Annotated in this window: 10 protein-coding genes and 1 pseudogene; 5 read left to right on the top strand and 6 right to left on the bottom strand. The window is 74.1% G+C overall.

Annotated elements, in window-relative coordinates:
- Position 1: 1 nt before the first annotated feature.
- From ACLFMI_RS20585 to ACLFMI_RS20575, 3 genes are read right to left on the bottom strand one after another with little or no spacing between them, the layout of a single operon-like run.
- Positions 2 to 904, bottom strand: a complete 903-nt coding sequence (locus ACLFMI_RS20585) for a carbohydrate ABC transporter permease (protein WP_410949551.1) — start codon at positions 902 to 904, stop codon at positions 2 to 4.
- Entirely contained in the window at positions 901 to 1,797 is an 897-nt protein-coding gene (locus ACLFMI_RS20580; RefSeq protein WP_410949550.1) for a carbohydrate ABC transporter permease, read from the bottom strand. The genes ACLFMI_RS20585 and ACLFMI_RS20580 overlap by 4 nt, the downstream gene beginning before the upstream one ends.
- The gene (locus tag ACLFMI_RS20575; RefSeq protein WP_410949549.1) at positions 1,794 to 3,110 is read right to left on the bottom strand and encodes an extracellular solute-binding protein; all 1,317 of its coding nucleotides are present in this window, start codon (positions 3,108 to 3,110) and stop codon (positions 1,794 to 1,796) included. The genes ACLFMI_RS20580 and ACLFMI_RS20575 overlap by 4 nt, the downstream gene beginning before the upstream one ends.
- Positions 3,111 to 3,306: 196 nt before the next feature.
- Here ACLFMI_RS20575 and ACLFMI_RS20570 point away from each other — a divergent pair, with 196 nt between their 5' ends.
- Positions 3,307 to 4,320 carry a LacI family DNA-binding transcriptional regulator gene (locus tag ACLFMI_RS20570; protein WP_410949548.1) on the top strand — a complete coding sequence of 338 codons (1,014 nt, stop codon included), beginning with the start codon at positions 3,307 to 3,309 and terminating at the stop codon, positions 4,318 to 4,320.
- A gap of 14 nt (positions 4,321 to 4,334) precedes the next feature.
- Here the strand turns inward: ACLFMI_RS20570 and ACLFMI_RS20565 are convergent, their stop codons facing one another.
- Entirely contained in the window at positions 4,335 to 5,450 is a 1,116-nt protein-coding gene (locus ACLFMI_RS20565; protein ID WP_410949547.1) for an ROK family transcriptional regulator, read from the bottom strand.
- A 120-nt stretch (positions 5,451 to 5,570) separates the two neighbouring features.
- Here ACLFMI_RS20565 and ACLFMI_RS20560 point away from each other — a divergent pair, with 120 nt between their 5' ends.
- The 4 genes and pseudogenes from ACLFMI_RS20560 (at position 5,571) to ACLFMI_RS20545 (ending at position 10,451) form a co-directional block, all read left to right on the top strand.
- Entirely contained in the window at positions 5,571 to 6,674 is a 1,104-nt protein-coding gene (locus tag ACLFMI_RS20560; RefSeq protein ID WP_410949546.1) for an ABC transporter ATP-binding protein, read from the top strand.
- Positions 6,671 to 8,050 (top strand): annotated as a pseudogene (locus tag ACLFMI_RS20555) (GH1 family beta-glucosidase); the annotation flags it as partial. The gene ACLFMI_RS20560 and the pseudogene ACLFMI_RS20555, both read left to right, overlap by 4 nt.
- A 54-nt stretch (positions 8,051 to 8,104) precedes the next feature.
- Positions 8,105 to 9,277 (top strand): xylose isomerase, encoded by a 1,173-nt coding sequence (gene xylA, locus ACLFMI_RS20550; protein ID WP_410949632.1) that lies wholly within the window; start codon positions 8,105 to 8,107, stop codon positions 9,275 to 9,277.
- Positions 9,278 to 9,281: 4 nt separating this feature from the next.
- A complete protein-coding gene (locus ACLFMI_RS20545; RefSeq protein WP_410949545.1) occupies positions 9,282 to 10,451 on the top strand; it encodes an ROK family protein in 1,170 nt (389 codons plus the stop codon).
- Between the two features lie 71 nt (positions 10,452 to 10,522).
- Here the strand turns inward: ACLFMI_RS20545 and ACLFMI_RS20540 are convergent, their stop codons facing one another.
- Positions 10,523 to 11,314 carry an MBL fold metallo-hydrolase gene (locus ACLFMI_RS20540; protein ID WP_410949544.1) on the bottom strand — a complete coding sequence of 264 codons (792 nt, stop codon included), beginning with the start codon at positions 11,312 to 11,314 and terminating at the stop codon, positions 10,523 to 10,525.
- 119 nt (positions 11,315 to 11,433) lie between these two features.
- The coding region (locus tag ACLFMI_RS20535; RefSeq protein WP_410949543.1) for a DUF429 domain-containing protein at positions 11,434 to 11,849 on the bottom strand (416 nt) is incomplete at its 5' end.

Genomic DNA, 11,849 nt, shown 5'->3' with positions numbered 1-11,849 from the left:
CTCAGCGGCCCGCGCCGGCGGTGAGGCCCGCCAGCAGGTAGCGGCGGCCGAGCAGGTAGACGACCAGCAGCGGCAGCAGCGACAGCAGCACCGCCGCGGTGATCAGCGGGACGTTCGTGCCGTACTGGCCCTGGTAGTCCCACAGGCCCAGGGTCAGCACCCGCACCGATGCGTCCTGGGTCAGGACCAGCGGGAACAGGAACCCGTTCCAGGCCTGCAGGGCGGTGAAGATGCCGATCGTGGCCAGGCCCGGCCGGGCCAGCGGCAGCACCAGCGAGACCAGCACCCGGCCCGGGCCGGCGCCGTCCAGGACGGCCGCCTCGAACAGCTCGTTCGGGATGTCGCGCAGGCTCGAGGTCAGCACCACCACCGCCAGCGGCAGTGCGAACGCCGCGGTCGGCAGGATGATCGCCAGCAGGGTGTCGTAGAGCCGCAGCTGGGTGACCATCAGGTAGAGCGGGACGATCACCGCCTGGGCCGGGACGGCGAGCCCGAGCAGCATCACCGAGAACCCGCGCGCGACCCAGCGGCTGTGGCTGCGGACGATCGCGTACGCCGCCGGTAGCGCCAGCACCAGCACGATCGCCACGCAGGCCGCCGCGACGATCACGTTGTTGCCGAAGTAGCGCGGGAAGTTCGAGGTCAGCACCTCGACGTAGTTGTCGGTGGTCAGCTCCGAGGGCACGGCCAGCGGCCCGTCGGACAGGTAGTCCGACGAGGCCCGGAAGCTGGTGACGACCAGGAAGTACAGCGGCACGGCCACGAGCACGAACCAGCCGCCCGCGCCGAGCGCGCCCAGCCAGTTGAACCCGCGCCGCAACCGTCCGCGGCGCGGTGGCGGGCCGGCGGGTTCACCGCTGCGCTCCGGCGCCGCGGTCGCCGGTGCCCTCGACACGGTGGTCACATCCCCTCCCGCTGGCTCGCCATCTTCCGGTAGCCGGTGACCCGGGCGATGAACAGCGACAACGCCGTCCCGATCACCAGGAGCACCACGGCCAGGGCGCTCGCGTAGCCCATGTCGAAGCTGCGGAAGCCCTCCAGGTACATGTGCAGCGGCAGGATCCGGGTGGACGTGCCGGGACCGCCGCCGGTGAGGATCAGGACCACCTCGAAGGTGGTCATCGACCCGACGACGATCAGCACCCCGGAGGTGATGATCGTGTCCCGCAGCTGCGGCACTGTGATCGAGAAGAACGTGCGCCACCGGCCCGCGCCGTCGATCCGGGCGGCCTCGTAGAGCTGGACCGGGACGGCCCGGGCGGCGGCCTGGTAGAGCAGCGTGTGGAACGGCATGTACTGCCAGCCGATCACCAGGAGCACCGCGGCGAACGCGTATCGGCTGTCGCCGATGATGTTGCCGTCGTCGATCCCGACCAGCGGACCGAGCACCGAGGCGAGCCCGAAGTTCGGGTCGAGCAGCGTGCCCCACAGCACCGCGATCGCCGCGCTGGACATCAGCAGCGGCACGAAGAAGATCGCCCCCAGCACCGCCCGGGACCGGCCGCGCCGCGCGAGCCACACCCCGAGCGGCAACGCGATCCCGGTCTGCAGCAGCCAGGACGCGACCGTCAGCCCGACCGACAGCTGCAGCGACTCGGTGAACAGCGGGTCCGCGCCGAGCCGGGTCCAGTTGTCGAGACCGACCCACTGCGGCGGGTTCAGCCCGTCGTAGGCGGTGAAGCTGAGGTAGACCACCGCCAGCATCGGGAGCAGGGCGAACAGTCCGAAGAAGGCGAGCGCGGGGGCGACCCAGACGGGTCCGGGCCGCCCCGCCCGTACCGCGGAGGTGGTGCTCACCGGCTCGCCGAGTCCATCGCCTCGGCGAACTGCTCGGGGGTGAGCTCCTTGGTGAACACCTTCGAGAGGTTCGTCAGCATGGTCTGGGCCTCGGCCGCCGGCAGCGCCTGGTCCCAGGACTGTACGAACGTCGGCGCCGCCAGGGTCTGGTCGTAGGTGAAGGTGTTGAACGCCGCGAACGGGCCGGTGCCGCGCACCTGGTCCTCGATCCCGTTCAGGGCGGGGACCTGGCCCTTCTCCAGCATTCCCTGGACGTAGTCCGGGCTGGTCATCTGGGTCATCAGGAAGTCGGTCGCCGCGGCCGGGTCGGCGGAGCCGGCGCTGACCGAGTAGTAGTTCGACGGGTTGCCGATGACGTTGCGCGGGTCGCCCGCACCGCCCTCGACGGCCGGGAACGGTGCCCAGCCCAGCTTGTCCTGCTCCAGGAAGTCCGGGAAGTTGTCGTTCAGGCTGGTGACCTGCCAGGAGCCCATCAGCTCGATCCCGGCCCGCCCGCTGGTCAGCAGCGCCTGCGATGCCTGGTTGTCGTAGTCGACGGCGGTGAAGTTCGTGCCGAACGCCCCGCGGTCGACCAGGTCCTGCACCATCGTCATCGCCCGGACGACCGCCGGGTCGCGCCAGGCGCCCGGCTCGCCGTCGGCGATGGCCCGGAACGTCTCCGGTCCGGCGATCCGGTCGAGCAGGTACTCGGGGTACATCATCTCGGTCCAGGACTGGGCACCGGCCAGCGCGATCGGCTGCACGCCTGCGGCCTTCAGCCTGTCGACCGTCTCGAGGAAGCCCTGCCAGGTGGTCGGGAACTCGGAGATGCCGGCCTTCGCGAAGACGTCCTTGTTGTAGAAGAACGACAGCGGCTGCACCCCCTGCATCGGGATGCCGTGGACCTTGCCGTCGATCGTGCCGGTCTCCAGGACCTGCGGGATGAAGGCGTTCTCGACCTCGGGCCTCTCCTCGAGCGCTCCGGTGAGATCGGCGACCTGGCCGGCGTCGACGTAGCCCTTCAGGTTGCCGCCGCCCCAGTTGTAGAAGATGTCCGGACCGTTCGGCGACCCGACGGCGGTCTGCAGGGCGGACTTGTAGGGGTCGTTGAGGTAGGTGGTCAGCTCGATCTGCGGGCCACCACCCTCGTTGAACCTGTCCACGGCGGCCTGCTGGACGGTGTTGATGCCCTCGTTCTGCAATGTCCAGAGGGCCAGCTCACCGCCTCCTCCGGCGGCCTGCGGGCCCGCGGTGCCACACGCCGAGACGACGGCGAGTCCGGTGGCGAGGACGGCCGCGACGGCGGTCCGGCGTGCGCGTGACCAGGTCGACATGAGCTCTCCCTTGAGCGGACCGATCGAAACTTTCCGAGACTTGCGAACGCGATGAACGCAAGGTAGGGGCCGTCGAGTAGCCCGTCAAGCGCCAGAAGGTCGGGACTTCGGGAGCAACACGAGTTGAAAGTTTCGATAGAGTCCTGCCCGAGAGGACGGCCCGGTCGACGGAGGAGGAGCCCTGAAGCGCAGTCGCGTGACCATCGCCGAGATCGCCGAGCAGGCGGGTGTCTCGGTCCCGACCGTCTCCAAGGTGCTGAACGGTCGTGCCGACGTCGCCGTCGCGACCCGGGAGCGGGTGCAGCAGGTGATGGCCGAGAGCGGCTACCGGCGCCGCGGCAGCACCCCTCGCCGACGGACCGGGCTGGTCGACGTCGTGCTCGACCGGCTCGACTCGTTCTGGGCGATGGAGGTGCTGCGCGGCGCCGAGACCGAGGCCCGGCGCACCGACCGGCAGGTCGTGCTGAACACCTCGGAGAACGACGAGCCGGGCTCGCGGGCGTGGCTGGACCGGCTCAGCGCCCGCGGGTCGGACGGGATCGTGGTCGTCGTCGGCGACCAGGATCCGGAGACCGCGGCGCGGCTGGCCGCGCTCGAGGCGCCGGTGGTGCTGCTCGACCCGGTCGGCGGCAGCGACCCGTCGTTCGCGACGGTCGGGGCCACCAACTGGGCCGGCGCGCTCAGCGCCGTCGAGCACCTGATCGCGCTCGGGCACCGGCGGCTCGGGGTCATCTCCGGCCCGCCGCGGCTGTCCAGCAGCCAGCAGCGCGTGGACGGCTACCGGGCCGCGCTGCGCCGGGCCGGGATCGCCTCCGAGGAGGAGCTGATCCGCTACGGGGACTTCCTCGTCGGTGGGGGCCACGAGGGCGCCGCGGCGCTGCTGGACCGGCCCGAACCACCGACCGCGATCTTCGCCGGGTCGGACATGCAGGCCGTCGGCGTGTACCAGGAGGCGGCCCACCGGGGGCTGCGGGTGCCTGACGACCTCAGCGTCGTCGGGTTCGACGACATCGCGCTCTGCGGCTACCTCCGCCCGGCCCTCACCACCGTCCGGCAGCCGCTGGCCCGGATGGCGGCGGAGGCGGTGCGGCTCGCCGTGGACGAGCTCCGCGCCGACGGCGACGGCACCGCCCCGCGCCTGGAACTGGCCACCGACCTGGTCGTGCGGGCGAGCACCGCGTCCCCGAACAGCGCGTCCCCGCCCGGTTGAGCCGCGTCGCACGGTCAGCAGCCGAGCCACCGGCCCGGATCGGCGACCAGGCCGGTGACCGCGGCGCCGCCGGCCCCGCGCAGCACGGCGTCCGCGCCGAGTGTCGAGCGGAGCAGCCGATCCGCGCCGATCCCGTGCCGACCGAGCTCGGCCGTCACCGCCGCCACGAACTCCGGCGCGGCGGCCGTGAACCGCCCCCCGAGGACCACGGTGCCCGGACGGAGCGGGGCGGCGAACCCGGCCAGCGCGACGCCGAGCGCACGCCCGGCCCGGCGCAGCGCGCGTCCGGTGGCCGCCGGGGCGTCCGCTGTCACGGGCCGGGTCTCCACGCTCACGCAGCCGCGCCGCCCGCACCGGCAGCGTTCCCCGCCAGCGCGCGCCGGTAGGTGTCCGAACCGGATCGCGGCGTCCCCGCCGCCCGCCCCGGTCCCGGGCAGCAACACCACCCCGACCTCGGACCGGCCGCCGACGAACACCATCGGGGCGGGGGACGCCGGCGTCGGCTCCAGGGACGCGGCGAGCGTGACCCCGCACCGCACCGTGAGCGTGATCCCGCCGGCACCGACCGCGTCGGCCTCCGCGGCCAGCAACCCGCCCAGGTCGGCGTCGCACCAGTCGAGCGACGGCGCCTCCCGCACCGTGCGGTCGTCGGCGGCGACCACCCCCGGCACCGCCGCCACGATCCCGGCCACCACCCGGTCCCCGGCCGCCGCGGCGAGCAACAGCTCCCGCAGCACCGGCTGCGCCGCGCGGGCCGCCGCGGCCGGTTCCGCCCCGGCCAGCGCGACCGTCCGCCACCGGCGTGCCCCGGCGCTGCCGGCCAGGTCCACCAGGCAGCCGCCGACGCCGTCGGGCTCGATCTGCAGGCCGATCCCCACCGGGCCCGCCGGGTCCGGAACCAGCCGATGCCCGGGGCGACCGGTGCCGGTCTGCGGGCCGGTTCCGATGTCGCGCACCAGGCCGCCGCCGAGGAGCTCCGCGGTCAGCCCGGACACCGTCGACCGGGTCAGCCCGGTGCGCGCCGCGACGGCGGCGCGGGTGATCGGCGGGTGCCGTACGACGGCGTCGAGTACCAGGCCCAGGTGATGTCGTCGCAGGTCACCCGTGGCGATCCGGCTGCGTGCGTCCATGGACGCCTCCGGCCTAGTTTGTATAGGGAATGAACAAATTCTAGAGGCCGGCACCGCTGTCCCGCTAGACATCTCCACAGCCGGCACCGCAGCCGGTGTCGAGAGAGAGGACCGACGATCATGGCCGAGGTCGCCTACCGGGCCGCGTCCCGCGTCTTCCCGGGGCCGCCCCCGGTGCGTGCGGTCGACCGGCTCGACCTGGACGTCGCCGACGGGGAGTTCCTCGTGCTGGTCGGACCGTCCGGGTCGGGGAAGTCCACCGCGCTGCGGATGCTGGCCGGTCTGGAGGACGTCGACGAGGGCGGCATCGAGATCGGCGGCCGCGAGGTGAGCGCGCTCGAGCCCAAGGAACGCGACATCGCGATGGTCTTCCAGAACTACGCGCTGTACCCGCATATGTCCGTCGCCGACAACATGGGCTTCGCGCTGAAGCTGCAGAAGGTCGGGAAGGCCGAGCTCTCCCGCCGGGTGCAGGAGGCCGCCGCGATGCTCGACCTGACCCACTACCTGGACCGGCGGCCCAAGGCACTGTCCGGCGGCCAGCGCCAGCGGGTCGCGATGGGTCGGGCCATCGTCCGCGAGCCCGCAGTGTTCCTGATGGACGAGCCCCTGTCCAACCTGGACGCCAAGCTGCGGGTGGAGACCCGGGCCAACATCGCCGCACTGCAGCAGCGACTGGGCACGACCACCGTCTACGTCACCCACGATCAGGTCGAGGCGATGACGATGGGACACCGGGTGGCGGTGCTGCGGGACGGGCTGCTGGAACAGTGCGCCACCCCGCGGGAGCTCTACGACCGGCCGGCCACCGCGTTCGTCGCCGGGTTCATCGGCTCGCCCGCGATGAACCTGCGCACCGTCCGGCTCACCGCCGACGGTGCCGACCTGGCCGGGGTGATTGTGCCGCTGCCGCGCGACGTGCTGGCGGCCGCGCACGACGCCGGCCTGTCCGAGGCCGTCCTCGGTGTCCGGCCGGAGGGCCTGCGCCCGGCCGCCGACGGCGAGCACGGGGTCGTGCTCACCGTGGAGCTCTCCGAGGAGCTGGGTTCGGACACCTTCGTGCACGGCCTGGTCGGGTCCGATGAGGGCGGGGCCCAGCGGTTCGTGCTGCGCACCGAGGGCGGTGCGGGCCCGGCGGTCGGCCGGGAGATCCGGGTGAACGTCCGCGACCCGCACGCGGTGCACGTGTTCGACCCGTCGTCCGGACGGCGGCTGGCCGCGTGAGGAACAGCTTCGGACCGGACTTCGGCTTCGGGGCGGCGACGGCGGCCTACCAGATCGAGGGCGCGGTCGCCGCGGACGGCCGCACCCCGAGCATCTGGGACACGTTCTCGCACACCCCGGGCGCGACGGCGGGCGGCGATACCGGCGACGTCGCCGCCGACCACTACCACCGCTTCCGCGACGACGTCGCCCTGATGGCCGAGCTCTGCCTGCGGTCCTACCGGTTCTCGATCAGCTGGAGCCGGATCACCCCGGCCGTCGACGCCGACCGGCTCGGCCCGGTGAACCCGGACGGGCTCGCGTTCTACTCCGCCCTGGTAGACGAGCTCGTGCGCGCCGGGATCGAGCCGGTCGTGACGCTCTACCACTGGGACCTGCCCCAGGCCCTGGAGGACGCCGGCGGCTGGCCGTCCCGGGCGACGGCGTACCGGTTCGCCGAGTACGCGGCCGTCGTCGCGGACGCGCTCGGCGACCGGGTCGAGCTGTTCGGCACGGTGAACGAACCGTGGTGCAGCGCCTACCTCGGCTACGCCGCCGGTGTGCACGCCCCGGGCCGCACCGACCCGGCCGCGGCACTGGCCGCCGTGCACCACCTGAACCTGGCCCACGGCCTGGCGGCGACGGCGATCCGGACTCGGCTCCCCGGCGCCCGGATCGCCGTCAGCCTCAACCTGGCGTGGGTGGTGCCCGAGACCGGCTCGGCGGCCGACCTCGACGCTGCCCGCCGGGTGGACGGCCTGCAGAATCGGGTGTTCCTGCAGCCGCTGCTGACCGGCGGTTACCCCGACGACGTGCGGGCCGACACCGCCGGGATCACCGACTGGTCGTTCGTGCTGCCCGGCGACGACGCCCTGGTCCGCGTCCCGCTCGACGTCCTGGGGGTCAACTACTACACCCCGACAGTCGTCCGGCACTGGACCCGCGAGCGTCCCCGGGAGACCGCCGACGGGCACGGTGACGGCACCGGCTCGCCGTGGATCGCCTGCGACGACGTCGAGTTCCCGCACCCGGCAGGCCCGCTCACCGAGATGGGGTGGTCGGTCGACGCCCGCGGTCTCGACGCGGTGCTGCGGCGGATCGACCGCGAGCACCCGGGCCTGCCGATGCTGGTTACCGAGAACGGCGCCGCGTTCGACGACCGGCCGGGGCGCGACGGCGTCGTCGCCGACCACGACCGGGTCGGCTACCTGCGCGAGCACCTCGGCGTCGTGGCCACCGCGGCGGCCGACGGGGTCCCGGTCCGCGGCTACCACGTCTGGTCGCTGCTGGACAACTTCGAGTGGTCCCGCGGCTACGCGATGCGGTTCGGGATCGTCCGCGTCGACTACGCCACCCAGGTCCGCACCCCCAAGCTCAGCGCCCGGTTCTACGCCGAGGTGATCCGGTCCGGTTGCCTGCCGGCCGCGCCACGTGTGAAGGAGAACAGCCCGATGACCGTCCCGACCCCCACCCCCGCCGACCGGTTCTCGTTCGGTCTGTGGACCGTCGGCTGGCGGGCCGCCGACCCGTTCGGCGACCCCACCCGCCCCGAGGTCGACGTCGTCGAGGCGGTGCACCGCCTGGCCGAGCGCGGCGCCTGGGGCCTGACCTTCCACGACGACGACCTGTTCGGCTTCGACCCCGACGCCGGCCACCGGGACAAGCAGGTCGCCCGGCTGCGCGAGGCCTGCGACGCCACCGGCCTGCGTGTCCCGATGGTCACCACCAACCTGTTCTCGCACCCGGTGTTCAAGGACGGCGGGTTCACCTCCAACGACCGCTCGGTGCGCCGGTTCGCGCTGCGCAAGGTGCTGCGCAACGTGGAGCTCGCGGTCGAGCTGGGCGCGACGACCTTCGTGCTGTGGGGCGGCCGGGAGGGCTCGGAGTACGACTCGGCCAAGGACGTCCGTGCCGCGCTGGACCGCTACCGCGAGGCGATGGACCTGCTCTGCACACACGTCCTGGAACAGGGCCACGACCTGCGGTTCGCGATCGAGCCGAAGCCTAACGAGCCGCGCGGCGACATCCTGCTCCCGACGGTCGGGCACGCGCTGGCGTTCATCGAGCGGCTCGCCCACCCGGAGCTGGTGGGGGTGAACCCGGAGGTCGGGCACGAGCAGATGGCCGGGTTGAACACGGTGCACGGGGTGGCGCAGGCGTTGTGGGCGGGCAAGCTGTTCCACATCGACCTGAACGGGCAGCGCGGGATCAAGTACGACCAGGATCTGGTGTTCGGGCACGGGGACCTGCTGAACGCGTTCGCGCTGGTGGACCTGCTGGAGACCGCCGGCTACGACGGGCCGCGGCACTTCGACTACAAGCCCTCGCGCACCGAGGACACGAGCGGCGTCTGGGATACCGCCGAGGCGAACATGCGGACCTACCTGCTGCTGCGGGAGCGGGCCGCGGCGTTCCGGGCCGACCCGCGGGTGGCCGAGGCGCTGGCCGAGGCGGGGGTGCCGGAGCTGTCGGAGCCGACGCTGGGCGCGGGGGAGACCGTCGCGGACCTGCTGTCCGACCGGTCGTCGGGCGAGGACTTCGATCCCGCAGTGCCCGGCCGGCGCGGCTACGGCTTCGTCCGGCTGCACCAGCTCGCCCTGGAACACCTCACCGGGGCACGATGACCCGGTGCCTCCCCGCCCCCTGAGCGGCCCGGCCGGGCCGGTCCGCGCCCCGGCGGTGCGCCGGCACAACCTGGGCCTTCTGCTCGCCGCGCTGCGCCGCGCGCCGTCGTCCCGGGCGGCGCTGGCCACCGGTACCGGGCTGACCCGCGGCACCGTGGCGAGCCTGCTCGACCCGCTGGTCGCGCGCGGGGTGCTGGAGGAGGGGCCGCCGACCCGCAGCGGGGTCGGCCGGCCCGGCCGGCCACTGGGGTACGCCGGGTCCGGGCCGGTCGTGGTCGGGACCTCGGTCGAGGTGGACGGGCTGGTCGCCTGCGTGGTCGGGCTCGACGGCACGGTGGTGCGGCGGTTGCAACGCCGGCGCGACCACCGGAGCCTGCCGGCCGAAATGGTGTTCGGCCCGGCCGCCCGCGACGTCGGTGCGCTCTGCGAGCGGTCCGACCGGCGGGTCGTCGGCGCAGGGCTGGCGGTTCCCGCCCAGATCACCGGCGCCGGCCCGGACGTCGAGGTGCTGCGCGCGCCGAACCTGCCGCTGCTGGCGGGCTGCCGGCCGGGGGAGCTGTTCGCCCCCACCGGGCGGCGGCCGGTCGTCGTCGGGAACGAGGCGTCGCTCGGCGCGCTTGCGCACCTCGGCGAGGTGACCGACTTCGTCTACGTGTCGGCCGGCGTGGGCATCGGCGGCGGGATCGTCACCGGCGGCCGGGTGCTGCCGGGGGCCCGCGGGCTGGCCGGGGAGATCGGGCACGTCGTCGTCGAGCGCGCCGGCCGGGCCTGCGGCTGCGGGGGCACCGGCTGCGTCGAGCAGTACGCCGGCCTGCCCGCGTTGCTGGCCGACGCCGGCGCGGACGACCTGCCCGCGTTGCGGTCGGCGGTCCGGGCCGGGGAGCCGGGCGCGCTGGCCGCGCTGGACCGGGCGGGCACGGCGCTCGGCGTCGCGCTGGCGTCGGTGCTCAACGTCGTGGACCTGCCGACGGTGGTCCTCGGCGGCAGCTACGCCCACCTCGGCGACCGGCTGGCTCCGGTCGTCCGGGACGAGGTGCGCCGGCGCCGCCCGGCCGCCGGCCCGGACGTCGAGGTACGGGTCTCCGGGCACGGCCGCCCGGCCACCGCTCTGGGCACCGCCCGGGCCGTGCTCGACCGGGTGCTCGACGACCCGGACCTGCTGCTCGCCGGCTGAGCCCGGAGCCGACGAGGGGTACGTCAGCGCGCTTCGATCACCCGGCCGGCGCGCTGGTGTACCCCTCGGTGTCAGGGCCAGGGCACGCCCGGGTGCGGCGAGCGGGCCTCGGCGTCGGCCGCGATCAGGTGGCCCGCGGTGACGGCGGCGTGCAGGTCCGCGACCGCGGCCAGGGCGGCGTGCTGGGCGCGGGCCTGCGCCGCGGTCATCGGGTCGCCGTGCCCGGGTACGTACGTGGTCGCGCCCCGCTCCAGCAGCCGCCCGACCGCGCCCGCCCAGGCCCCCGGGTACGAGTCGGGCCCGTACGCCGGCGGCGCCCCGTTCTCCAGCAGGTCCCCGGCGAACAGCACCTCCGCTTCCGGGACCGCCACCGCGAGGTCGTGACCGGTGTGCGCGGGTCCGGGGTGGACCAGCTCGACGACGCGTCCGCCCAGGTCGAGGGCGTGCACGTCACCGGGCCGTGAACAGACCGGCACGTCCGGGAGCCGCGGGACCGTCCCGGCCAGCGCGTCGGCGGCCCGGGCGTCGCCGGCGTCGCGGAAGTGCCGGGTCCACTGTGCCCTCTGCGCCGCCGCGGTCACCGCCAGCGCGGCCGCGCACCCGGCCTGCGCGTACACCGGGGAGCCGGGGAACGCCGACGTCCCGAAGCAGTGGTCGAAGTGCGCGTGCGTGAGCGCGACGACGACCGGCAGCGCGGTCACCGAGCGCACCGCCGCCGCCAGCTCGGCGCCCTGGACGTGGTCACCCCGGGTGTCGATCACCAGCGCACGGTCGCGGCCCAGCACCAGCCCGGTGGTGAGGTCCAGCTCGTCGTGCCGGCGGGCCAGCGCCCCGTCGGCGAGCTCGATCCAGCGCCCGTCCACGGGGTCATCCTGCGCCAACCCTCCACCGAGTGGCACGGCACGTGTCCGTACGAGCCGAGCGGGACACTAGGTGTGCCACTCGGCCGTCGAGGCCGGTCAGCCGATCCGAGCCGGCCGCGTCAGACGGCGATGGCGGTGGAACGACCGCGGGCGTCCCGGCCGGGGCCGAGGAACTCGGCCTCACCGCGGGCGACGCGTGCCGCGGTCCACGCGGTGACCAGGGCGTCCAGGACGTCGTCGAGGCGGGTCCCGGCGGGTAGGTCGCCCAGCGCGGTGGCCGGGTCGACCCAGCGGGTCAGCGCGGCGATCCGCTGACCGGCGCCACGGGCGGTCTTCTTGTTCGCGAAGCCGACGTCCGGGGCGAGCGTGCGGAACGAGAGTTCCGGATGTGCCTCGACGACACCGGTGAGTGGCGTCCACCAGAGTGGTGTGTGACCGGCCCGGTGACGGGCGGAGCCTCGTGTAGGGCGGCCACCGCGTGATCTTCTTGAACACCTCTCACAGAACTCAAGAAGGACGACCACGCGATGACCGC

The sequence above is a fragment of the Pseudonocardia nantongensis genome, from assembly GCF_046546495.1.
Classification (GTDB): Bacteria; Actinomycetota; Actinomycetes; order Mycobacteriales; family Pseudonocardiaceae; genus Pseudonocardia; species Pseudonocardia nantongensis.
The sequence above is the reverse complement of the archived record's forward strand: the minus strand, read 5'-3'. Positions and strand labels throughout refer to the sequence as shown.

What these genes read in the sequence shown, in the direction of transcription:
- ACLFMI_RS20575 (WP_410949549.1), bottom strand. Translation starts at nt 3,110, where the DNA reads ATGTCGACCTGGTCACGCGCACGCCGGACCGCCGTCGCGGCCGTCCTC.
- ACLFMI_RS20565 (WP_410949547.1), bottom strand. Translation starts at nt 5,450, where the DNA reads ATGGACGCACGCAGCCGGATCGCCACGGGTGACCTGCGACGACATCAC.
- ACLFMI_RS20560 (WP_410949546.1), top strand. Translation starts at nt 5,571, where the DNA reads ATGGCCGAGGTCGCCTACCGGGCCGCGTCCCGCGTCTTCCCGGGGCCG.
- xylA (WP_410949632.1), top strand. Translation starts at nt 8,105, where the DNA reads ATGACCGTCCCGACCCCCACCCCCGCCGACCGGTTCTCGTTCGGTCTG.